This is a genomic window from Asaccharospora irregularis DSM 2635 (genome assembly GCF_900129815.1).
GTDB lineage: Bacteria > Bacillota > Clostridia > Peptostreptococcales > Peptostreptococcaceae > Asaccharospora > Asaccharospora irregularis.
The window spans coordinates 1-22,881 of record NZ_FQWX01000035.1 but is presented as its reverse complement, the minus strand read 5'-3'; the positions used below and the strand labels follow the sequence as shown (position 1 = coordinate 22,881).

Annotated in this window: 24 protein-coding genes; 20 read left to right on the top strand and 4 right to left on the bottom strand. The window is 31.7% G+C overall.

The features are described from left to right. The 4 genes from BUB34_RS10770 to BUB34_RS10755 all read left to right on the top strand — a co-directional run. The coding region (locus tag BUB34_RS10770; RefSeq protein ID WP_143153369.1) for a transposase at positions 1 to 247 on the top strand (247 nt) is incomplete at its 5' end. A 292-nt stretch (positions 248 to 539) separates the two neighbouring features. Continuing rightward, on the top strand, positions 540 to 1,106 hold the full coding sequence (locus BUB34_RS10765) for a sigma-70 family RNA polymerase sigma factor (RefSeq protein WP_073127192.1): 567 nt from the start codon (positions 540 to 542) through the stop codon (positions 1,104 to 1,106). Further along, entirely contained in the window at positions 1,099 to 2,100 is a 1,002-nt protein-coding gene (locus BUB34_RS10760; protein WP_073127190.1) for a DUF4179 domain-containing protein, read from the top strand. The genes BUB34_RS10765 and BUB34_RS10760 overlap by 8 nt, the downstream gene beginning before the upstream one ends. A 327-nt stretch (positions 2,101 to 2,427) precedes the next feature. After that, positions 2,428 to 3,708 carry a bifunctional folylpolyglutamate synthase/dihydrofolate synthase gene (locus BUB34_RS10755; RefSeq protein ID WP_073127188.1) on the top strand — a complete coding sequence of 427 codons (1,281 nt, stop codon included), beginning with the start codon at positions 2,428 to 2,430 and terminating at the stop codon, positions 3,706 to 3,708. 62 nt (positions 3,709 to 3,770) lie between these two features. On the opposite strand, the gene BUB34_RS10750 is transcribed toward BUB34_RS10755, so the two are convergent. After that, positions 3,771 to 4,016, bottom strand: a complete 246-nt coding sequence (locus BUB34_RS10750) for a TIGR03905 family TSCPD domain-containing protein (RefSeq protein ID WP_084120372.1) — start codon at positions 4,014 to 4,016, stop codon at positions 3,771 to 3,773. 152 nt (positions 4,017 to 4,168) lie between these two features. Between BUB34_RS10750 and BUB34_RS10745 the strand changes: the two genes are divergently transcribed. Further along, a complete protein-coding gene (locus tag BUB34_RS10745) occupies positions 4,169 to 5,035 on the top strand; it encodes a YncE family protein (RefSeq protein ID WP_073127186.1) in 867 nt (288 codons plus the stop codon). A gap of 4 nt (positions 5,036 to 5,039) precedes the next feature. Here the strand turns inward: BUB34_RS10745 and BUB34_RS10740 are convergent, their stop codons facing one another. From BUB34_RS10740 to BUB34_RS13275, 3 genes are all read right to left on the bottom strand, one after another. Beyond that, entirely contained in the window at positions 5,040 to 5,576 is a 537-nt protein-coding gene (locus BUB34_RS10740) for a DUF4364 family protein (RefSeq protein WP_073127184.1), read from the bottom strand. A gap of 243 nt (positions 5,577 to 5,819) precedes the next feature. Next, positions 5,820 to 6,029 carry an alpha/beta-type small acid-soluble spore protein gene (locus tag BUB34_RS10735; protein ID WP_073127183.1) on the bottom strand — a complete coding sequence of 70 codons (210 nt, stop codon included), beginning with the start codon at positions 6,027 to 6,029 and terminating at the stop codon, positions 5,820 to 5,822. Positions 6,030 to 6,115: 86 nt separating this feature from the next. After that, complete coding sequence (locus BUB34_RS13275) at positions 6,116 to 6,277, bottom strand: hypothetical protein (protein WP_159430062.1); 162 nt, start codon at positions 6,275 to 6,277, stop codon at positions 6,116 to 6,118. A gap of 133 nt (positions 6,278 to 6,410) precedes the next feature. On the opposite strand from BUB34_RS13275, the gene BUB34_RS10730 reads away from it, so the two are divergent. From BUB34_RS10730 to BUB34_RS10655, 15 genes are all read left to right on the top strand, one after another. Next, positions 6,411 to 7,178 carry a polysaccharide deacetylase family protein gene (locus BUB34_RS10730; protein WP_073127181.1) on the top strand — a complete coding sequence of 256 codons (768 nt, stop codon included), beginning with the start codon at positions 6,411 to 6,413 and terminating at the stop codon, positions 7,176 to 7,178. A 388-nt stretch (positions 7,179 to 7,566) separates the two neighbouring features. Next, on the top strand, positions 7,567 to 8,886 hold the full coding sequence (prdC, locus tag BUB34_RS10725; protein ID WP_073127179.1) for a proline reductase-associated electron transfer protein PrdC: 1,320 nt from the start codon (positions 7,567 to 7,569) through the stop codon (positions 8,884 to 8,886). 614 nt (positions 8,887 to 9,500) lie between these two features. After that, positions 9,501 to 10,787 carry a proline reductase-associated electron transfer protein PrdC gene (prdC, locus tag BUB34_RS10720; RefSeq protein WP_073127177.1) on the top strand — a complete coding sequence of 429 codons (1,287 nt, stop codon included), beginning with the start codon at positions 9,501 to 9,503 and terminating at the stop codon, positions 10,785 to 10,787. A 132-nt stretch (positions 10,788 to 10,919) separates the two neighbouring features. Next, positions 10,920 to 12,695 carry a D-proline reductase (dithiol) proprotein PrdA gene (gene prdA, locus BUB34_RS10715; RefSeq protein ID WP_073127175.1) on the top strand — a complete coding sequence of 592 codons (1,776 nt, stop codon included), beginning with the start codon at positions 10,920 to 10,922 and terminating at the stop codon, positions 12,693 to 12,695. Between the two features lie 22 nt (positions 12,696 to 12,717). Continuing rightward, positions 12,718 to 12,921 carry a CBO2463/CBO2479 domain-containing protein gene (locus BUB34_RS10710; RefSeq protein ID WP_073127173.1) on the top strand — a complete coding sequence of 68 codons (204 nt, stop codon included), beginning with the start codon at positions 12,718 to 12,720 and terminating at the stop codon, positions 12,919 to 12,921. Between the two features lie 22 nt (positions 12,922 to 12,943). Further along, a complete protein-coding gene (gene prdB, locus BUB34_RS10705; protein ID WP_073127171.1) occupies positions 12,944 to 13,669 on the top strand; it encodes a D-proline reductase (dithiol) protein PrdB in 726 nt (241 codons plus the stop codon). Between the two features lie 126 nt (positions 13,670 to 13,795). Continuing rightward, positions 13,796 to 15,058: a proline reductase cluster protein PrdD gene (prdD, locus tag BUB34_RS13900; RefSeq protein ID WP_073127170.1), complete on the top strand. Its 1,263-nt coding sequence runs from the start codon at positions 13,796 to 13,798 to the stop codon at positions 15,056 to 15,058. Positions 15,059 to 15,257: 199 nt separating this feature from the next. Then, a complete protein-coding gene (prdR, locus tag BUB34_RS10695) occupies positions 15,258 to 17,018 on the top strand; it encodes a sigma-54 dependent transcriptional regulator PrdR (protein WP_073127168.1) in 1,761 nt (586 codons plus the stop codon). A 468-nt stretch (positions 17,019 to 17,486) separates the two neighbouring features. After that, positions 17,487 to 17,930: a sugar transporter gene (locus BUB34_RS10690; protein ID WP_073127166.1), complete on the top strand. Its 444-nt coding sequence runs from the start codon at positions 17,487 to 17,489 to the stop codon at positions 17,928 to 17,930. A 98-nt stretch (positions 17,931 to 18,028) separates the two neighbouring features. Then, entirely contained in the window at positions 18,029 to 19,891 is a 1,863-nt protein-coding gene (prdA, locus tag BUB34_RS10685) for a D-proline reductase (dithiol) proprotein PrdA (RefSeq protein WP_073127164.1), read from the top strand. A 94-nt stretch (positions 19,892 to 19,985) separates the two neighbouring features. After that, on the top strand, positions 19,986 to 20,294 hold the full coding sequence (locus BUB34_RS10680) for a CBO2463/CBO2479 domain-containing protein (RefSeq protein ID WP_073127163.1): 309 nt from the start codon (positions 19,986 to 19,988) through the stop codon (positions 20,292 to 20,294). Positions 20,295 to 20,325: 31 nt separating this feature from the next. Further along, positions 20,326 to 21,051, top strand: coding sequence for a D-proline reductase (dithiol) protein PrdB (gene prdB, locus BUB34_RS12970; RefSeq protein WP_084120374.1), 726 nt, complete (start codon positions 20,326 to 20,328; stop codon positions 21,049 to 21,051). Between the two features lie 84 nt (positions 21,052 to 21,135). After that, positions 21,136 to 21,894: a proline reductase cluster protein PrdD gene (gene prdD, locus BUB34_RS10665; protein ID WP_073127159.1), complete on the top strand. Its 759-nt coding sequence runs from the start codon at positions 21,136 to 21,138 to the stop codon at positions 21,892 to 21,894. 19 nt (positions 21,895 to 21,913) lie between these two features. Next, on the top strand, positions 21,914 to 22,378 hold the full coding sequence (locus BUB34_RS10660; protein ID WP_073127157.1) for a glycine/sarcosine/betaine reductase component B subunit: 465 nt from the start codon (positions 21,914 to 21,916) through the stop codon (positions 22,376 to 22,378). Between the two features lie 97 nt (positions 22,379 to 22,475). Beyond that, positions 22,476 to 22,881: proline racemase family protein (locus BUB34_RS10655; protein WP_200787924.1), on the top strand; the 406-nt coding region annotated here is incomplete at its 3' end.

Here is a 22,881-nt window from a genome sequence, read left to right as displayed (position 1 = left end):
AAAAATGATTTCAGAAATGCTATCAAAGGATTTAAAAGACTGTCCTTCATGCTTTAGAACAAGCCTTAAATCTTTGAAGGATAAAAAACAGTACGTATTAAATGCACTAATTACAAAATATACAAATGCTAGAGTTGAGGGTAAGAATAATACCATTAAAGTACTCAAAAGAGTATCCTTTGGATTTAGAAGTTTTAAAAATTTAAGATTAAGAGTATTACTAAGAGAAAAAATACAAGTAATTTAAAAACAGCATCTATACATGAAAACTGTATTAGATGCTGCCTTTAAAAATTAAATATTGACTTCATCAACGTTATTTGACAAAGAGCCAATTAATAAGGCCTAGGTCCGATATGCAATTGGATTTAGGCCTTTAGTTTTTTGTAATATTAGATTATATAATTGATTGCTATAATAGTTTATAGTTAATAGATATTGCTTAATCTATATTAAATAAAAATATTTTATAAAACTTGAGTGAAAAAGGCTTTTTTTACGTATTGATAGGTAGTAAGCATTAATAAAGGAGTAAAATAATGAATAAACTTAGCGAAAAAAGAATCTGCTCTCTTCTAAATAAAAATCCGAATAAAGGATTAAGTTTAGCGATGGATATATATGGTGGCGCAGTAAAAACAATTTGTAAAAATATACTTTATGATTGCAAAAAAGAAGACATCGAAGAAGCTATTTCTGATACCTTTTTTAAATTATGGAAGAATATAGATAAATACAGGTTTGATAAAAATACACCTTTAAAAAGTTATATATATGCTATTGCCAGAAACACGGCCCTTGATAAAAGAAGAAAACTTAAAGGAAATTCTATAGTACTACCAATAGAAGAGAATAACTTAGGGATAACAGTATCTATGGAAGATGAATATGTTCAAAAAATAAATAGCGAGGTAATAAGTAAAACTATCTATAATATGGAAGAACCTGACAAATCAATATTTATACTTAGGTACTTTTATTATGAGAGGATAAAAGATATAGCAGAACGTTTAAATCTATCTTCGAAAAAAGTTGAAAATAGTCTTTACAGAGGAAAAGAAAAATTAAAAAAGTCATTAACTGAGGGAGGGATTATACATGAGTAGAATAGATAAAATAATTAATATAAAAAATGAAGATAATCTATTAGAAGGTGATCTACCTCTTAATCAGGATGAAAAACAAAGGATTTTACAGATGACAGTAGATAAAATATCTGTAAATAGTACAAAAAAACATAAAGGTAAAAAAGTAATTATAAGTATTTTAATTGCTACTATGATGATTAGTACAATTGCAATGGCAAATGAATATTTTGTATTGAATTTAGATAATAGATTATTGAATTACTTAGGTATAGATAAAAGTAATAGATCTTTAAGTGGAGCAGATGCCTATATAAATAAAATAATAGAGGATGATAACTTAAAAATAAATATCAAACAAAGCCTAGGCGATAAAAATAGTGTATATATATTATTAGAAGTAGAAACATCTAAAAATATAAACATTAAGGATAAAAACAATTTAAATAGAGAAATGCAGTTTGAACAAGTAGACATAAATCTAGATAAAAGATCAAGTTCTGGTTGGAGTATATCGTCATTGGCAGATGAAAATCCAAACGATAATAAATTAAACTTTTTAATCTCATATAGTTCAGATAAAAAAATAAATGGAAGAAAAATCACACTAGATTTTCAGGACTTTGGATATTATTCAGATGAAGACGGCAAATTTGTTCCATTAGTTAATGGTAATTGGAAAGTATCATGGAAATTAGATTATAAAGATGTATCAAAAGAAATAATAGTAAATCGTACCATAAAAATAAATGATAATAAATATTTTATAACATCAGTAAATATTTCACCTATCTTCGCATCTGCTAATTTAATAAGTAGAAATAGGGACAATATTAATATAGAAAAAGTAACATTAAAAGATGGAACTCAATACACCGGTGGAGATCTTATATCAGGAGGTACGAGTAGTTCTTTATTAAAAATATCTACTCGTATAGGATTTAGCAAAGTAATAGATGTAAGCCAAGTGAAAAGTATAACTATTGGAAACAAGACTGTTGAACTAGAAAATTAATTGAACTACAATATAATTATTATCTGAAAAATTAAACTAATCGACGCAGATAAAGAATCATGAGATTATCCAGCGAAGTGGTTGCGAAGATATTAGGCTGCACCGACATTGCAGCTTGACTGCTTGGAGTAAAAATAATTAAAATAAATAAAATCAAAAAGATTTTAAACGAACCGACGCAGATAATGTATCATGAGATTATCCAGCGAAGGGGTTGCGAAGATATTAGACTGCACCGACATTGCAGCGCAGCTGTCTGGAGGAAAGCCTAATTCGAGCAACACCGAAGCGCCCAATCCCAAAAATAAATCAAGGAGGAAATTATAGGTGAACTACGAACAAGCATTAAAATACATAGCTCAAAGCAACAAGTTTGGAATCAGGCTGGGTCTTGATAATATAGGAAAGCTACTAGAACTTTTAGGCAATCCTCAGGACAGCTTAGATATAATCCATGTGGCAGGAACAAATGGCAAAGGATCTACATGTTCATTTATATCTTCAATACTAAAAGAGGCTGGATATAAAGTAGGGCTTTACACATCACCATACCTAGAAACATTTACTGAGCGAATAAGAGTCAATGGAGAACATATACCAGAGCCTGAAGTAGGCAGAATTATTGAATTAATAAAATCTAAGATAGAAAAAATGGTAAAAGAGGGCTATTCATATCCTACAGAATTTGAAATAGTAACAGCTATGGCATTTTATTACTATGCTGAGCAAAAAGTAGATTTTTTAGTACTAGAAGTAGGTTTAGGTGGAAGGTATGACGGAACCAATATAATAAAAAAATCATTAGCTAGTGTAATTACTTCGATAAGCATGGATCATGTCAATATACTTGGGGATACACTTGAGAAAATTGCCTATGAAAAGGCTGGAATAATAAAGGAAAATGGGACTGTAGTAGTCTATGATCAATCAGAAGAAGTAAAGGGAGTTATAAAGGGTGTATGTAGCGAAAAGAATGCTAAATATATAGAAGTTAAGTTTAGTGGCATAGATATTAAAAAATCTGACATATATTCTCAGGTGTTTGATTGTACTATTTTGGGAAAAAGATATGAAGATTTAGAGATAAAGCTAATCGGAGAACATCAAGTAAACAACTCAGTTTTAGCGCTTAGTGTATTAGAGTGTTTAAATTTAGAAGTAGATGAAATGTCGATAAGAAATGGGCTTTTAAATACAAGATGGCCAGGAAGAATAGAAAAAATTAAAGAAGAACCAATTTTTATAATAGACGGAGCTCACAATGAAGAAGGAGCAAGATCATTGAGAAAATCATTAGACCATAACTTTAAGGGAAAAAAACTAACACTTTTAATAGGTATGTTAGAGGATAAGGATATAGATAGTGTTTTAGATATTCTTATGCCAATATTTAGTAGAGTGATAACTACAACACCAGATAATCCTAGAGCAATTAGCTCAGAAACACTAGCGCAGAAGATATCGATGTATGTATCAGATGTAACCTCAAAACGCAATATAGACGAAGCTGTTAGGTATATACTTGATACATCAAATAAAGATGACATAATAATAAGTGCAGGGTCTTTATATATGATAGGGGAAGTTAGAAAACTAATAAACTCATAAAAAAGATGGAGTGTGAGTGCCAAGTGCACCTATACTCCATCTTTTTAAATTAGACTAATCAATTATAATGACTCACGTATTGCCTTAGATAATTGATCAGGACAAGAAGTAGATTTGCTTCCACATTGAATACCATTTAACTTGTCTGCAACCTCAAGTGCATTTTGGCCGATTATTAGATGTTTAAGTCCTAATAGGTTACCTGCACATCCACCGATAAACTCGGCATCAAGTATTATGTTATTCTCATCCACTTCAAAGTTTATTTGTCTACAGCAAACTCCACTTGGATTAAAAGTTATTTTCATAATTATCATCTCCTATACTAATTCTACAATCAACATAGATAATCATAACAATATACACTTAATATTGCAATATAGAAAAATAATGAATAAAACAAGCAGACAAAATAATATATTATTGTTAGTACAAAATAAAAAATAAGGAGGGAGAGTATTTGAAGGTATATATTTCTAATTATTTATCAAGAAGCATTAGTATCATAGACTACTCTACTCTTGAACTAGAAAAAGAAATCTATTTTAATGAAAGCATATATCCGCATCATTTTTGTATAGATAAGGATGAAGGCTTAATTTACATACCTAGTTCGAGCAATGGAATACTGTATGTAGTAAGTTTGGATACTAAGAAAATAGTTGATTCAATTTCTATTGGGGGAAATTTAAGTCAAATTATGTTATATAACAATGAAATTTTTATTTCAAATGAGGATTCTAACAGTATTTATATAATAGACAAGAAAGATTTAACACCAATAGGGATTATAGGAGTAGACAATATGCCACATGGATTTAAATTTGATATTCAAACGAAAAAACTGTACGTCCCTTGTATAAATTCTATAGTATGTATAGATTTATTGACCAAGGAGGTAGTTAGGAAAATAGATGTAGATTTTAAGGCATGGCATATATCTATAGACAAAAAAAAGAAAGAAATATATACATCAACACTAGACGGAAAAATTATAATACTGGATAAGGATACCTTAGAAGTTAAAAAGATTCTAGAAGGATTCTTGTTACCGGTAGAGATTAGTTTCAATTACATGGAAAACAAATTTTATGTTACCGACTTAGGGTATAAAAATGTGAAAATACTAGATTATCCAACAGGCAAATACCTTGGATACATAAATGTATGTGGAATACCTCAAGGACTAGAAGTATCTAAAGATGAAAGATTATTATTTGTTTCAGACACGCAAAAAAATTGTATAAAGGTTTATGAAACTTGTAGCAACATGTTAATAAAAGAAATTAAGGTAGGAAAAGAGCCTACCACAATAGTATGTGTGTAGGCTCCTAATGTATATCTCGGATAAGTAAATCTATAACTTCGGCATACATATACGATGCATTGTTCTTCCAATTGTTACAAATAAGCTTTGCTTGTTTTTCTGAAGAAACATTTAAATTTAAGTCTATTAAGTTTGATTGATTCTCTATAACTCTTAAGTTTACAATAAACTCATTATCACTTTGTTTTACAAAACTAGATTTAACTTGGGTGTCAGCTAATAAATTTTCTTTATTACAAGTTATATAGTCAGAAATTTTAGATGCTACACTCTCAGGTATTCTCCCTAGGAAATATTCTAAAGTCTCAAACCCTTTTTGAGTAAGACTATAATACTCTCTATTAGAGTCTTTGTGGGTTGTCACAAATTTAGATTCCATAAGCTGGGATAAAATTTGTTGAAGAGAGAAGTAGTTCATCATTTCAGTTTCTAATACAACTTGAGTTATTTGAGAATTAGTTAAATCCATATTAATTTTATCTAAAATATATAAAATTAAAAGCTTATGATAAGCTAATTCTTCAGATGAGTTTTCAAACATATTATCATCCTCCGTAAAACTATTTCTATATAATATATTAAACTAAAAAGGATAAAATTAAAAGGACAATTTATTTAACTGCAAAACAAAGTATTTACTACATTATATATATTTTATAAAATTTGATTGAAAGTGATGTGTGCGGACTAAAAATAAGGTTTTAGGTTATGTAATTTACAGACATGTAAAAAGGCTACCTAAAATGGTAGCCTTTTTTTATCCCTAGTGGTCAAAATTTACTATCTACTTTCCAGCCATTTGTCTTTCAGCCATTTCAACTAACTTCTTAGTCATGTATCCACCAACATATCCGTTTTGTCTAGCTGTTAAGTTACCTTTGTCTACACTATCGTAGTTAGCTAAACCTATTTCGTTAGCTATTTCCAATTTCATTTGGTTTAAAGCAGCTTTGGCTTCAGGGACTACAGTTTTGTTTGAATTTGAATTTGTCATAGTAAATTTCCTCCTTAAGTGATGTCTTAACAACACATTAACTTTGTGCTGTTAGGATTAATTTAACCAAATTTAAATAATATATTCTAGTATTTTTTACCGATTTTAATTTTTTTATCTTTACGTATTCCCTCTTGGATATTATGAGCTTCTCTCATATAGTGACGGTTTTCGAATTTAATAGTTTCCCTAGCGGTTTCTATTTGTTTTCCTTTTAGATTATCAAAACTACTTCTTATATTTGACATAAAAATACACCACCTTTAAAGTTAGTATTAATTTTAAGTTGCCCAAATAAGAAATTTATCTTTATAGTAATTTTTTGAAGTTTAAAAAAATAAATTTTTAGTGTACAGGATATTTATGACAAGGAGGTAAGATATGAATCGAAAGTTTAAAAGAACCAGGGCGTTAGTATCAAGTATTATATTTTTTTCACTGTCTTTAGTATTAATATTTATTTTAGTTTCTGGTATAAAGTACATATGCTCTACTCAGGAAAACTCTAAAGTACCTATATATAGAGTTGATACAAATGATAAAAAGGTAGCCATAACATTTGATGTTGCTTGGGGTACCCAAAATATAGATGAGATAATATCTATACTTGAAAAGCACAATATAAAAGCGACATTCTTCTTAGTCGGAAGTTGGATAGATGATAATGAAGAACTAGTAAAAAAACTATATGATAATGGGCATGAAATAGGCAACCATTCTAATACACATGCAAACCTAAAGGAAATATCAGATGAGGACATAATTAATGAAATCGAAATAACAACAGAAAAAATATCTAATATAACAGGTGAAAAAACCGATTTATTTAGACCACCTTTTGGAGATGTAGATGACAAATCAATGGAAATATGCGAAAATCTAGGGTATAAGGTTATTAAGTGGGATGTCGACTCTTTAGACTGGAAAGAAGTAGGACCAAATCATGTTATAGAAAGAGTAGTAAAAGGTTCACAGCCAGGTTCTATCGTGTTATTTCATGCAAATGCAAGTGATGTAGGCAATTATCTAGACAATATAATAAATAGGCTAGAAAAAAATGGATATGAGATTGTGAAGGTTTCAGACCTAATTTATAAAGAGAACTATAGTATAGATCAAAATGGAGTGCAGAAAATAAATTTAAAATAAATATACTATGATAAATAAATTTAATAAATAAGAAAAAATTTTCACAACATAAAGTGTCTATAAATAGACGGTGTCTATTTATAGACACTTTTTAAAAGATATTCATATTTCAATATATTGAGCAAAATATAACAAAAAAAGCGTCTGAAAGTTGTCTATTAATTCGCTTTGTAAAGGTTTACATAAGATATTTTTATGAGACTAAGACAAGCATTTTCAATGGTAAGAGGCATGAAATGTTAAATAAATAAAGTTGGCATAACAATTGCTTAACATATAAGCAGTATGGACTATAGAAATAAACAATATGTTGAAGCATTGTGATAGAAAAATCAACATTGTTTGGACGAATTTATAAAATATTAAAGTACTCAAGGAGGCGTATCAGTTGAATAAGCTATATTCTATTTTATTAAAACAGCATGTTGGAGCTGTAAATGAACCAGTTGTAAGTGTTGGTGATGAAGTTAAAAGAGGAACATTAATCGCAAAACCAACAGGATTAGGGGCTAACATATACGCAAGTGTTAGTGGAAAAATAAAAGAAATAAATGAACAAGCAATAGTAATAGAAGCTGATGAAGTGCAAGATGAGACATTTGAACCATTAAAAGGAGAAGGTATTCTTGAATTAATAGAAGAAGCCGGTATCGTTGGAATGGGTGGAGCAGGTTTCCCAACTCATATTAAATTAAAGACTGATTTAAAAGGTGGAACAATCTTAGTAAATGCAGCAGAATGTGAACCTTTATTAGCTCATAATATACAACAAATTATGGATGAACCTCAAAAGCTTTACAATGGTTTAAAATATGTTATGGAAGTTACAAACGCTGGAAAAGGTGTTTTAGCTATAAAAGGTAAGCATAAAAAAGCTATAGAAATATTCAAGTCTATAATTAAGCCAGAAGATAACATAGAAGTATCTGAATTAGTAGATATGTACCCAATGGGTGAAGAAAGAGCCATAATAAGAGACGTTCTTGGTAAATTATTAGAGCCAACTCAATTACCTTTAGAAGCAGGAGCTGTTGTAATAAACGTAGAGACTGTATGTAGAATTACAGAAGCTGTTGAACAAAAAAGACCAGTTATATCTAAAAATATAACAGTAGTTGGGCAATTAAACCCAGGAAAAGAATCTCAAGTATTTATGGATGTTCCAATAGGAACTACTGTAGAAGAACTTATAGAAAAAGCTGGTGGAATAAAAGGTAAACATGGAGAAGTAATATTAGGTGGACCTTTCACTGGAAAAGCAACAGAATTAGAAGCACCAATAACTAAAACTAGTGGTGGAATAATAGTTACTATGGAATTCGTTAATGAACCTAGAAAAATGGGTCTTTTAGTTTGTGCTTGCGGACCTAACGAAGAAAGAATGAGAGATATAGCTCACAAGATGGGTGTATCAGATGACAAAATAGTTTCTGTTCAAAAATGTAAGCAAGCAGTAGATGTTAGAGGAAACTTAAAATGTGAAAACCCAGGACACTGTCCAGGTCAAGCACAAAAATGTATAGAGTTCAAAAAAGCAGGAGCTGAAGTTATATTAATAGGTAACTGTACTGACTGTAGTAATACAGTAATGGGATCTGCACCAAAATTAAAATTAGGTGTATACCATATAACTGACCATGTTATGAGAACAGTAAACCATCCATTAATAAGAAGAATAAAAGGTGACGTAAGATTAAAAATAAAATAATTTAATTTTATTTTTACATAATGAAACCGATTTATAAGATGTCAACAAGAAGACAATGTCTACTTGTTGACATCTTTTTTTATTCAAGAAATAAATTTAAAATATCCACAAGATTCTATGAGAAATGTGCATAAAAAGTGTTGGTAAATTGACTATATTTTATGATTGGAAAAATAGATATTTTAAATCTTAGAAAATGTATTTTACTTTATTTGACAATAAAAAGTGTTTTATTACAAAAATAGCTAATTTATATTATCATAAATTAAAATTGTATTCTTTGGACTGACAGTTTAAGGACGGTGTTCAAATATCGCCACATTGTAAAGTTAAAAAAATAACTAAAATTAAAGAGATAATTACTATATTAATAAACATAGAAAATGTGTTAGTTATTTGACTGTAGTAAAAAATAAAAAATATACTAAAAAAAATTAAAAAAAGAAAATATATTTAGTATTTTCAATGGTTATAGGATTGATAAAAGTTGGAAAGAAAATGTTGGCATGGATGTTGCTTTAAAGTAAAGTGTAACAAAAACTTAACACTCTAATTAGAAAGTTAACTATTAACAGAAGGGAAATGATTTTTAAGAGCATAAGGGGGCGTATTAGTTGAAGAAACTATATCCTATTTTATTGAAGCAACATGTTGGTGCCGTAAATGAACCAATTGTAAGTGTTGGAGATAAAGTAGAAAAAGGAAGCTTAATTGCTAAACCAACAGGGTTGGGGGCAAATATCTACTCAAGCTTTAATGGAGTAGTTAAAGAAGTAAATGAAAAATCAATAATAATAGAAGCAGATGAAGAACAAAATGATACATATAAACCTTTATCAGGTAAAGGTAGCCTACTTGATATAATACAGGAAGCTGGAATAGTAGGTATGGGAGGAGCAGGCTTCCCTACACATATAAAACTGAATGTAGATTTAAAGGGTGGTGTAGTTATAGCTAATGGTGTGGAATGTGAACCTTTATTGGGACATAACATAAAAGAGCTTACTGAAACACCAGAGATAGTTTATCAAGGTTTAAAATATGCAATGGAGATAACTAATGCTTCTAGGGGGATATTAGCTGTTAAATCTAAAAATACAGAAGCTATAAGAGCATTTAGCAAGGTAATAAAAGATGAAAATATATCGATATTTGAACTCCCAGATATGTACCCTATGGGAGAGGAAAGAGCGATAATTAGAGAGGTTCTAGGCAAATTATTAGAACCAACTCAGTTACCTTCAGCAGCAGATGCTGTTGTAATAAATGTTGAAACTCTAACAAGGGTTACAGAAGCTATTGATTTGAAAAAGCCAGTTATATCAAAGGATATTACAGTAGTAGGAAAATTAAATGGTGGGGTTCATTCAAGAATATTTAAGGATGTTCCTATTGGTACTACTGTGGGAGAGCTTATAGAAAGAGCTGGTGGAATAGATGGAGAATATGGAGAAATAGTTTTGGGAGGACCTTTTACAGGATCTAGTACTACTGTTGATACACCTATAACTAAAACTACTGGTGGAATAATAGTTACTATGCCATTTACTGAGGATAAGAGAAAAATAGGTCTATTAGTTTGTGCTTGTAGTGCAAATGAAAACCGTATGAGAGAGATGGCTGACAAAATGGGATCAGATGTAGTTTTAGTACAAAAATGTAAACAAGCAGTTGAAGTCAAAGGAAGCCTAAAATGTGAAAACCCAGGAAACTGTCCAGGTCAAGCTGAAAAGGTACTTAACTTCAAAAAGGCAGGGGCTGAAATTATTTTGATGGGGAATTGTAGCGACTGTAGCAACACAGTTATGTGTTCTGCTCCTAAGCTAAAACTAGGTGTATACCATGTTACAGATAATGTTATGAGAACAGTTGGTCATCCCCTTGTAAGAAAATTAAAATAAGTAAAATTTAGTAAATTTAAATAGTTTAATATATTTTAAATTTGTTTTAACCAAAACAGTTTTATTTTATCTAAATTGTTTTGTTAAAAATATAAGCATAATATTAGAAAAACCATAGGAGGAGAAAAGAGTATGTCTATTACAAAGGAATGTGCTGAACAGCATAAAAATGCTCCAGCAGTTGTTTGCTGTAGAACTACAAAAGGTACTGTAATAGGGCCTAGCGAACTTGAAGATCCAGTTGTACTACCTGACTTAGTAGATTCTGGGTTGGTAACTTTACCAGAAAATGTATTAACACTAGGTCAAGTGTTGGGGGCAAAACTACTTCAAGATGTAGATGGGTTAACTCCACTTACAGCAGATGTTCTAGAAGGAGTAGTTGAAGAAGTAAAAGAGGAAGTAAAAGAAGTAGAAGAAAAATGCTTAGAAAATGGGGGTAGTAAAGTGGAGAAAGTTAAAAGCGTAGTTGGTGGTAGCTTTGTTCGTTTAAGTGTTGACCATATGGATGGTGTAAACTTAGAATTTCCAGCAGGTGCATTAAGTGAATGTGGACTTAGCACTATGCCAGTAGCTCCAGCAGAAAAAATAGAAGATGAAATAGTAAATACATTAACAAGAAGAGAATTTGCTGTTAAAAAAGTTGAACTTGGAGATGTAACTACTTTTGAAAATGGCGTTTTAACTATAAGAAAAGCACTTTGTGAGGAAGCGCTAAAAGCAGATCCTTTAGCTAAAAAATTAGAAATAGATATAATAAATCCAGACGACAGACACAAATATTCAAACACTATAATGGACGTTATACCAATAGCTGCTAAAGTTGAAGGTCAACTTGGAAGCGGTATAACTAACATAATGAACGATGTAGTATTCCTTCTTACTGGTGTAGATGAAAATGGAATACAAGTTCATGAATTCGGTTCTTGTGAAGGATACTTAGATGAAAAAATAGATTATGGAAAACCAGGTTGCCCTGATCCACAAGATATAATGGTAAGAGTTCATGTAATAATAGAAGGTAACACAGGAATGGAAAGAAGAGGACCTTACGCTGCTCATAAAGCTTGTGATGTTATAATACAAGAAATTAGAGAAGTATTAAAGAAAGCTCCTAAAGAACAAGCTGTTAAAGAAGATGTATTTAACGAAGTTGTAAGACATGGTCGTCCAAGAGTAGTTCTTATAAAAGAAATAATGGGTCAAGGAGCTATGCATGATAATGTAATGCTTCCAACTGAACCAGCTGGAGTATTAGGTGGACGTCAAAACGTTGACTTAGGAAACGTTCCAGTTGTATTATCTCCAAATGAAGTTAGAGATGGTGGTATACATGCATTAACATGTATAGGACCTGCTTCTAAAGAAGATACTCGTCACTATTTTAGAGAACCATTATTAGAACAATTAGCTGATGATGAAGAAGTAAACTTAGTAGGGGTAGTATTTATAGGAAGTCCTCAAGTTAATGATGAAAAAATGTTCGTAGCTAAGAGATTAGGTGCTATGGCTAGAGCTCTTAATGTAGATGGTGCGATTATAACTACTGAAGGATTTGGAAATAACCATATAGATTTTGCTGAAAATATCCAAGAAGTTGGTAAACGTGGAGTTAATGTTGTTGGTGTAACTTATGCTGCATACCAAGGACAATTAGTTGTTGGTAACAAATACATGGATGCAATGATAGAAGTAAACAAAGATAAAGGTGGATTTGAATCAGAAATACTTGGAGAAAATACTATAGCTCCTCAAGATGCACAACGTGCTATTCTTATGTTAAAAACTAAAATAGCAGGAATAGAAATAGAACCAGCTGATAGAAAATGGAATCAAGCTGTTATAGATGCCAACCAAAAACTAGTAAAACAAGCTGTTATAGATGCCAACCAAAAACTAGTAAAATAGGTAAAAAAACGGAGGCAAAAATATGCAAGCAAAATTAGAAGCTCAGATAGAACCAAGACTTTTACCAGGAAGAATCATAGATGTAACTGAGATAGGAGTTAAAATAGAGCTTAATGGAAGAATGGGTATAATAATTATACCATTAAGAGCTGTTTTTACAGAAAAACCATTAGAAGTAGATGATCAAGTTGAAATATACTTGAGTTATGCAAGAGTAATAAAATAATGCCATTAGGGGGAGATAAAAAATGAAGTTAACAACTGCAAAAGGAATGAAATCAGAGGTTTACGCACCTGTAACACCTCCACCAGTGTGGACTCCTTTAACTAAGCCACTTAATAAATGTAAAGTTGCGTTTCTTACAGCTGGGGGAATACATATAAAAACTCAAAAACCATTTAATTTGGCTGGAGACTATACTTATAGAGAAATACCTTCAGATACACCATCTTCAGAATTAATGTGTAGCCATGGTGGGTTTGATAATAGTGATATAAACAAAGACGTAAACTCAATGTTTCCAATAGATAGATTGCATGAATTAGTAAAAGAAGGATTTATAGGAAGTTTAGCTCCTAAATTCATAGGATTCATGGGCGGCGGCGGAAACGTTGAAAAATTTAGAGGAGAAACTGGCCCAGCTATAGCTGAAATACTTAAAAAAGATAAAGTTGATATAGCAATATTTACAGGAGGATGCGGTACTTGCCATCGTTCAGCTACAATAGTACAAAGAGCAGTTGAAGCTGCTGGAATATCTACTATAATAGTAGCGGCATTACCACCAATAGCTAAACAACAAGGTGCTCCTCGTATAGCTGCAGCACATGTACCTATTGGATCAAATGCAGGTGAGCCAAATAATATAGAAATGCAAACTGCAATATTAAAAGACTCATTAAATCTAATAGTATCAATGGATCATTTTGGACAAATGCAAATGCTTCCATACGAATACAGACATAACGTATAAAATATATAAATTCCTAATTTTCTCAAAAGTACTAGATATTTTATCTAGTACTTTTTTGAACACAAAAGCAGTTTAATTAAAGATTAAATTCATATAAAAACTATTATAAAGATTGGGAGTGAGTTTATGGGTATAGGACCATCTTCAAAAGAAACTACTTTGCATCACTTTAGGGATCCTTTGGTTGAAATTGTATCTAATGACAAAGATGTGGATTTACTAGGAATTATAGTTGCAGGTACTCCGGAGGTTATATATGACAAAGAATTTATATCTAAAAGAATAGCTGATATAGCTGAAGGTATGAGGGCTGATGGGGCTATTGTTTCTATTGATAGTTGGGGAAATAGTCATGTTGATTTTACAACAGCGATTGAGGAAATTAGCAAAAAAAATATTACTACGGTAGGAATGAGTTTTGTAGGTAATCAGGCATCGTTTGTTGTTACAAACAAATACATGGACACGATTATCGATTTTAATAAAACAGAAAAAGGGATAGAAACCTGTGTTGTAGGAGAGAATAACGTCGTTGAGCTAGATGCAATAAAAGCTTTAGCAGTACTAAAAACAAAGATGAATAAAAAGAAAGTTAAAAAGAATAATACAGATACAATTTTTGGAAGTGAAGATATCGAAACTAAAGTTAGAAGTTTAATTATTAAAGAGTTTAAAGTAGAGGAAGTAAAATTTTCTGATAGAACTAAAATTGAAAATAATACATTATTTATAAGAAGAGAAATTGTGAATGATTTCAAAAAATTGGATCCTCTTATTAAGGATGTAAATTTAAATATAATTTATCCTGACAATCACAATATGTTTATAAACTCTATAATGGACATTTCGCCGATAGCAACAAAAGTTACAGGTAGAGTTGGAGAAGGTATAACTCACGTTTTATCTGGTTCAAGAGTTATGCTTACGGGAGTGGAAGAGGGTGGATTTCAACCTTCAAATATCGGATCTTCTGAGGGGATACTAAGGGAGCAAATAAAACTTGGAAGAAGAGGGACACCATCAGAAGATGATATTATAATTCATATAGATGTAGAACTTAAAAATGGTGAAGGTAGAACAAAGGAAGGCATAAGCTCAGCCCACAGTATATCTGATAAAATAATACAAGAAATTAGACAGTATTTAAAATCTATTGATAGTAGTGTATGTAGCAGGACTAAAGAGTATTTTGATATTGTGCGTCCAAACAAAAAGAAGGTAGTTATAGTAAAGCTAGTATCTGGTTTAGGGTGTATGTATGATACGGGAATATTGCCTTATGAACCTGGGGGCTATGTTGGATGTAAATCTATTATAGATCTAGGTAATATGCCTTTGGTATTGAGTGCCAATAAATATAGAGATGGTGTTATAAGAAATAAAAGTTAGAATACAATAATAAAGTCTTATTCTATACAATTTATAACAATTCTCTCATTTATATAAATTAATGCACAAAAAGTATAGTCACATAGATAAAACTAGAATTACGTTCCCCCTTGTATAGAAAAAAATTAAATTTGTTGCTAAAATAATATGTTAAAATATAGATATAGACTTTAAAAATACTCCATAAAGGGGGAACGATATGTTTTCGATACCAGAAGTAAAAAAGGTAGAAGAAGTAATGGATAAGGAGTTCACTACTATATCGGAAGACATGCTCATAGAAGATGTAATAAAAGAGATGATAAAAAGTAATACAAAAACCCTGATGGTTACTGATGAAAACGGAGAACTAAAAGGAATAATATCTATGACGGATATACATAAGTTGTATAAAGATCAAGAATTATATAATCAACAAAAAGTAAAAGACATAATGCAAAAAGATATTATATACAGTAATAAGGGTTTAACTCTAGATGAATGTAGAGACATAATGATAAATGAAAATATAGGAATACTTCCTATATTAGATGGTGGTAAGATAGCAGGTGTACTTAAGCAAGAACATATCAGGGATTATTTATACATGAATCTAGAGGACTATGGTATAACGCTTAAATATATCATAGGTCAGATTAAAGAAGGAATATGTGCCATAAATAACGAAGGTATAGTAATACTTTGGAATAAATTTATGGAGGATAGATACGAAATAAAATCAGAAGATATGACAGGGCGTCATATAAGTGAATTCCTAGAAAATACTATATCCGAAAAAGTATTAAATAGTAGGGTTGGTATGAGTGATATTTATTTTACAGATAAGAAAAAAGATTTATATGCACTAGTACACGCAAACCCTATATTTTATAAAGATGAATTTATAGGGGTCGTATGCACGGAAGTTGATGTCACAGAGGCAAGAAAGTTGTCAATGGAACTGGACAAGGCTAATGATGCACTTAAATATTTAAAGGATGAAGTGAAAAATCTATCAAAAGGAAGTTTTGATAAGATTTTAGGACAAAGCTATAAACTAGAGAAATCTAAATCAATAGCAAAGCAGGTAGCAAGGACTAATAGTAGTATATTTATATGGGGAGAAAGTGGTACAGGTAAGGAAGTATTTGCTAGGGCTATTCACGATTACAGCGAAAGAAAAGGACAATTTATACCTGTTAACTGTAGTGCTATACCGAGTGAACTATTTGAAAGTGAATTTTTTGGATATGAATCTGGAGCATTTACAGGGGCTAGCAAAAAAGGAAGAGTTGGTATATTTGAACTAGCTAAAGACGGGACCGTTTTTCTAGATGAGATAGCTGATCTACCACTTAGTATGCAGGCTAAACTACTTAGAGTATTGCAAGAAAAGGAAATTAGAAGAGTTGGAGGAGATACGATTATAAAGATTAATCCTAGAATCATATCTGCTACAAACAAAGACTTAGCCCAGTTAGTAAAAGAAGAAAAGTTTAGAGAGGACTTATACTATAGACTAAATGTAGTTGAAATAAAGATACCTCCATTAAGAGAAAGAAAAGAAGATATAGTTATATTGGTTCATAAATTTTTGGAGGAAATATGCAAACAAAATAATAAGAAGGTTTTAAGCATAGATAAAGATGTTATAAATGTATTCCAAAACTATAGATGGAAGGGTAATATAAGGGAGCTTAGAAATACTATAGAAAATATAGTTGTATTATCTCAAAAAGATACTATAGAAATGGATGATATACCTAGTTATATGATTGAGTATGCTAACAATAATATAGAAGAAGAAGATTATCCACTAGACTTGACTAAGGCAACTCAAAGGTTGGAAATAAAAAATATAACAAAAGCTTTAACAATGTCTAAAGGAAATAAGGCTAAGGCTGCTAAAATATTAAATATACCTAGAACCACCTTATATTACAAGATTGATCAGTACAATATAGACGTGTCTAAAAAGTGACATATGTCTAAAAATAGACATAAATAAAAAATAGCACTAAGACATAGGTAAAACAATACTTTTACCTATGTTTTTTCAAAACATAGAAACTTTAAATAAAAAAAGTGTCAGATTACTGGCACTATTTATTTATTTTGTTAAATTTATATGTAGGATTTTAAACATGAAATTGATAAATTATAAATTAACTTTGGCTAAATATAGAGATAAGCGACCACACTACTATAGAAAAAAACTTTCAAGCTTATACTTGGCATAGGAATTGCTTATATATAATTGTGAATGTAAATTACTTATATAATAATATAGTGAAAACGATATACCAGTATGGTAAATATGATAAACTATAAGTGTTAATAAGTCATGACGCTCAATTACTGTTGGTAGGGAATGGTTAATATGTATTGTACATTGAGGGGTGTCAAGACATAATTAAATAAATCAAAAAAACAAAAGGAGGCATTTATTATGTCAATAACACTAGAAACAGCTCAACAACATGCAAATGACCCAGCAGTATGTTGCTGTAGATTTGAAGAAGGAACAATAATAGCACCAGAAAACTTAGAGGATCCAGCAATATTTCCAGATTTAGAGGATTCAGGTCTATTAACAATACCAGAAAATATACTTACAATAGGTCAAGTTTTAGGAGCTAAACTAACAAAAACTTTAGATGCTTTAACAGCTATGACTCCAGACAATGTGGAAGGATTCAAAGCATCAGAAGATGAAAAAGAAGAAGCTGTAAAAGAAGAGACAGCTGAAGTGTCTGTACAAAGCGGAGTAGCTTCAGTTCAAGCCTTAGCTGGTGATGCTCAAGTAGTTAGAATACATATCAGCGAAGGCAAAGATATAAACTTAGAAATACCTGTAGCTATAGCAGCTCAAATGGGAGTAATACAAAAATAGGTTTTAATATTATCGATTTCTCAACAAATTAATAGTTTGTTGGGAAATCGAAATTAAAATAATAAATAAGAAAATAATGTAAGGAGGTATTTTATACTATGTCAATAACTTTAGAAACAGCTCAAGCCCATGCAAATGACCCAGCAGTATGTTGTTGCAGATTTGAAGCGGGAACAGTAATAGCACCAGAAAACTTAGAAGATCCAGCAATATTTGCAGACTTAGAGGATTCTGGATTATTAACAATACCAGAAAACCATCTAACGATAGGTCAAGTTTTAGGAGCTAAATTAACACAAACTTTAGATGCGTTAACTCCTATGACTACAGATACTGTAGAAGGATACAAAGCAGGGGAAGCTAAAGAAGAAGCAACTGAAGAAGCAGTTGAAGAAGCAGCTCCAGCTCCAGCATTAGCAGCATCAATACCAGTAAGTGGAGGAACTGCAGGAGAAACAGTTAAAATACACATAGGTGAAGGTAAAGATATAAACTTAGAAATACCTTTATCAGTAGCAGCTCAAGCAGGTATGGTAGCAGCTCCAGTAGCAGCTCCAGTAGCTGAAGCTAAAAAAGAGGGATCAACTAAATTATTAAGAAGTTTAACTAAGAAACACTTCAAAATAGAAAAAGTTGAGTTCGCTGATGAGACTAAAATAGAAGGAACTACTTTATATTTAAGACATTCAGATGCTATATGTAAAGAAGCAGCTGCAACTGAAGAATTAGTTTTAGATATGAAATTAGATATAATAACTCCAGATAGATACACTGAGTACAGTGAAGCTATATTAGACGTTCAACCTATAGCTACTAAAGAAGAAGGTGACTTAGGTGAAGGTATAACAAGAGTTGTAGACGGTGTAGTAATGGTATTAACAGGAACTGATGCAAACGGAGTTCAAATAGGTGAATTCGGTTCTTCAGAAGGTGAAATGGATACTACTATAATGTGGGGAAGACCAGGTACTCCAGACAAAGGTGAAGTATTCATAAAAGGTCAAGTTACTATAAAAGCTGGAACAGGAATGGAAAGACCAGGACCTTTAGCAGCTCATAAAGCTTTTGACTATATAACTCAAGAAATAAGAGAAGCATTAAAGAAAGCTGACGAATCTCTAGTGGTAGATGAGCAAGTAATCAACCAATACAGAAGAGAAGGCAAAAAGAAAATAGTTATAGTAAAAGAAATAATGGGTCAAGGGGCAATGCATGATAACTTAATATTACCTGCTGAGCCAGTTGGTACATTAGGCGCTAGACCAAACGTTGACTTAGGAAACGTTCCAGTTGTATTATCTCCACTTGAAGTATTAGATGGTGGTATACATGCATTAACTTGTATAGGACCTGCTTCAAAAGAAATGTCTAGACATTACTGGAGAGAGCCATTAGTAATAAAAGCTATGGAAGATGAAGAAGTAGATTTAGTAGGTGTTGTATTTGTTGGTTCTCCACAAGCAAACTCTGAGAAATTCTACGTATCTAAGAGATTAGGTATGTTAGTTGAATCTATGGAAGTTGACGGAGCTGTTGTTACTACAGAAGGATTCGGAAACAACCATATAGACTTCGCATCTCATATAGAACAAATAGGTATGAGAGGAGTTCCAGTAGTTGGGGTAACTTACTCAGCTGTTCAAGGTGCTCTAGTTGTTGGTAACAAATACATGACTCACATGGTAGACAACAACAAGTCTAAGCAAGGTATAGAAAACGAAATATTAGGAAACAACACATTAGCTCCAGAAGATGCTATAAGAATAATGTGTATGTTAAAGAATGCTATGGTTGGTGAAGCAGTTAAGGCTCCAGAAAGAAAATGGAATCCAAACGTTAAGCTAAACAACGTAGAAGCTATAGAAAAAGAATTAGGAATCAAAATAGAGTTAGAAGATAACGAACAAGTATTACCAATGAGTAAGAAGAGAAGAGAAATCTACGAAAAAGACGCTGAATAATATAGATTAATTAAGGTTTTGTAGATTATAAGTTAAAAAATAAGAGCCAAGTTTATGCAACTAGGTTTAGAACAGCAAAGAGAGGTAAAAATAAATGGATAGATTAAAATACATCTCATCAGAGCGTTTCTACGAAGGAGTTATAGTTGAAATCCACGGAGGAGCAGTAACTATAAATCTAAAGGGAAGACTTGGACAGTTTAAAATACCAAATAGAATGCTTGTAACTGACGGCGAACCTTTAATAGGTCAAGAAGTTGGATTTATGCTAAGCTATCCTGAGGTATTAAGTCCAGAACCTAATAAAGAGTACGTAGAAAACCTTAATAGAGAAAAAGAAAAGCAAGCAGAAATGCAAGCTAAGTATGGTTGTAAACCAGAAGAAAAAGATAATAATTTATAAAATATATGAAAGATGGAAGGGAGAGAAAGAAATGAGTCTATCAACAGTAAAAGGACTTCAATCTGAGATATTTGTACCTATAACACCACCTCCAGTTTGGGCTCCTGTAACTAAAGAATTAAAAGATATGACAGTAGCATTAGCCACAGCAGCAGGTGTTCATTTAAAAACGGATAAAAGATTTAACCTAGCAGGGGATACTGGATTTAGAGCTATTCCAGATACAGCTACTCCAGAAGAACTTATGGTATCACATGGTGGATACGATAACTCTGACGTTAATAGAGACATAAACTGTATGTTCCCTATAGAGAGATTACATGAATTAGCAAAAGAAGGATTCATAAAAGCAGTTGCACCAATGCACTATGGATTCATGGGTGGTGGAGGAAACCAACACGTTTTCACTGAAGAAACTGGCCCAGCAATAGCTCAAAAATTAAAAGAAGAGGGAGTAGACGCTGTAGTTATGACAGCAGGCTGAGGTACTTGCCATAGAACTGCCGTGATCGTGCAGAGAGCAATAGAAGAAGCTGGTATACCAACTATAATAATAGCAGCTCTTCCTCCAGTAGTAAGACAAAATGGTACTCCAAGAGCGGTTGCTCCATTAGTTCCAATGGGTGCAAATGCAGGGGAACCTCACAATATAGAAATGCAAACAGGAATATTAAAAGCTACATTAGAACAATTAGTAGCTATACCTTCAGCTGGTAAGATAGTTCCATTACCATTCGAATACCACGCTCAAATATAGTCAATCCGAAGTTTGTACATTTAAAAACATACCCTTTCCCTCTACAAAGAGGGAGAGGGTTTAAATACAAAGGTGGAATATATTATGAAAGAAAAGATACTTAGAAGACTAGTTATAAAAGCCTTTCATATAAATGAAGTCAAAGCTGGATCAAAAGTTTCTTTAAAAAAAGATGTACTTACTATAAACACCAATAGAATAAAAGAATTAGAAAAAGAAAATGACATAATATCAAAAATAACACTAGATGTTATAAAACCTGGTGACCATGATAGAGAAATAAATACTATTATGGATATAGTACCTATATCTACAAAGGTTCTAGGAGGGCTAGGAGAAGGTATTACACATACACTAACAGGAGTATATGTAATGCTAACAGGGGTAGATGAAGATGGAAGACAAATGCATGAATTTGGATCTTCTGAAGGAAACCTAAAGGACCAAATGGTATTAGGCAGACGTGGTACTCCTGGGGAAAACGATTATATAATCCATATGGATGTAACTGTCAAGGGAGGCTTACCTTACGATAGATCACTTCCTAATGCGGCATTTAAAGCATGTGATGATTTTATACAAGATATAAGAGAAACTTTGAAAAAAGAAGACGGACGAAGTGCTACAGAAATTCGTGAATATTTTGACAAGATTAGAGAAAATGCGAAAAAAGTCGTAATAGTAAAACAAATAGCAGGTCAAGGGGCAATGTATGACAATCTATTATTCGCTAAAGAACCAAGTGGTTATGAAGGAGGAACTTCTATTATAGACATGTGTAATATGCCTATGATTTTATCTCCAAATGAATATAGAGACGGCGCTCTTAGATCGATGACTTAATTAAAGAGGTGAATATATTATGGGAATAGGTCCTTCAACTAAAGAAACATCCCTTCATCACTTCAGAGATCCGCTTTTAGATATAGTAGGTCAAGATACTGATGTAGATTTATTGGGAGTTGTAGTAGTAGGAACACCACAAGATAATAAATATAAAAATCTTGTAGGTCAAAGGACAGCAGTTTGGCTAGAGTCCATGAGGGCAGACGGAGTAATATTATCAGCAGATGGTTGGGGGAATTCACATGTAGATTATGCTAACACTTGTGAAGAAATAGGAAAAAGAGGAATTCCTCTAGTAGGTGTTACATTTAACGGAACTCAAGCTAAGTTTGTTGTTACCAATGATTACATGGATACAATAGTTGATATCAACAAGTCAAAAGAAGGCATTGAAACAGAAGTTGTTGGAGAAAATAACACAAATGAAACTGACGCAAGAAAAGCACTAGCGTTTTTAAAGTTAAAAATGCGAAAAAAATAAGTTATTATAACCGATTATGAATATTTTAATATTTCATAATATAGATTAAAAGGAATAATAAAATTGCGCAAAGTATAAAATTAAGGGGGAGTTTGTTATGAAATTTAGCAGAAGTATACAAGCAATAGATTCTCATACTGCAGGGGAAGCTACTAGAATAGTTGTAGGTGGAATACCAAACATAAAAGGGAATACTATGGCTGAAAAGAAAGAATTCTTAGAAGAAAATTTAGATTATTTAAGAACTGCTATAATGTTAGAACCAAGAGGACATAATGATATGTTCGGTTCTGTAATGACACAACCTTGTTCTCCAGAAGCTGACTTTGGAATAATATTCATGGATGGCGGAGGATACCTAAACATGTGTGGTCATGGATCAATAGGAGCTATAACAGCTGCTATAGAAACTGGTGTAGTACCAGCTGTAGAACCTACAACACATGTGGTAATGGAAGCTCCAGCAGGAATAATAAGAGCAGACGTTCAAGTTGTAGACGGAA

What these genes read in the sequence shown, in the direction of transcription:
- BUB34_RS10765 (WP_073127192.1), top strand. Translation starts at nt 540, where the DNA reads ATGAATAAACTTAGCGAAAAAAGAATCTGCTCTCTTCTAAATAAAAAT.
- BUB34_RS10760 (WP_073127190.1), top strand. Translation starts at nt 1,099, where the DNA reads ATGAGTAGAATAGATAAAATAATTAATATAAAAAATGAAGATAATCTA.
- BUB34_RS10750 (WP_084120372.1), bottom strand. Translation starts at nt 4,016, where the DNA reads ATGAAAATAACTTTTAATCCAAGTGGAGTTTGCTGTAGACAAATAAAC.
- BUB34_RS10740 (WP_073127184.1), bottom strand. Translation starts at nt 5,576, where the DNA reads ATGTTTGAAAACTCATCTGAAGAATTAGCTTATCATAAGCTTTTAATT.
- BUB34_RS10735 (WP_073127183.1), bottom strand. Translation starts at nt 6,029, where the DNA reads ATGACAAATTCAAATTCAAACAAAACTGTAGTCCCTGAAGCCAAAGCT.
- BUB34_RS13275 (WP_159430062.1), bottom strand. Translation starts at nt 6,277, where the DNA reads ATGTCAAATATAAGAAGTAGTTTTGATAATCTAAAAGGAAAACAAATA.
- BUB34_RS10730 (WP_073127181.1), top strand. Translation starts at nt 6,411, where the DNA reads ATGAATCGAAAGTTTAAAAGAACCAGGGCGTTAGTATCAAGTATTATA.
- prdA (WP_073127175.1), top strand. Translation starts at nt 10,920, where the DNA reads ATGTCTATTACAAAGGAATGTGCTGAACAGCATAAAAATGCTCCAGCA.
- BUB34_RS10710 (WP_073127173.1), top strand. Translation starts at nt 12,718, where the DNA reads ATGCAAGCAAAATTAGAAGCTCAGATAGAACCAAGACTTTTACCAGGA.
- prdB (WP_073127171.1), top strand. Translation starts at nt 12,944, where the DNA reads ATGAAGTTAACAACTGCAAAAGGAATGAAATCAGAGGTTTACGCACCT.
- prdD (WP_073127170.1), top strand. Translation starts at nt 13,796, where the DNA reads ATGGGTATAGGACCATCTTCAAAAGAAACTACTTTGCATCACTTTAGG.
- prdR (WP_073127168.1), top strand. Translation starts at nt 15,258, where the DNA reads ATGTTTTCGATACCAGAAGTAAAAAAGGTAGAAGAAGTAATGGATAAG.
- BUB34_RS10690 (WP_073127166.1), top strand. Translation starts at nt 17,487, where the DNA reads ATGTCAATAACACTAGAAACAGCTCAACAACATGCAAATGACCCAGCA.
- prdA (WP_073127164.1), top strand. Translation starts at nt 18,029, where the DNA reads ATGTCAATAACTTTAGAAACAGCTCAAGCCCATGCAAATGACCCAGCA.
- BUB34_RS10680 (WP_073127163.1), top strand. Translation starts at nt 19,986, where the DNA reads ATGGATAGATTAAAATACATCTCATCAGAGCGTTTCTACGAAGGAGTT.
- prdD (WP_073127159.1), top strand. Translation starts at nt 21,136, where the DNA reads ATGAAAGAAAAGATACTTAGAAGACTAGTTATAAAAGCCTTTCATATA.
- BUB34_RS10660 (WP_073127157.1), top strand. Translation starts at nt 21,914, where the DNA reads ATGGGAATAGGTCCTTCAACTAAAGAAACATCCCTTCATCACTTCAGA.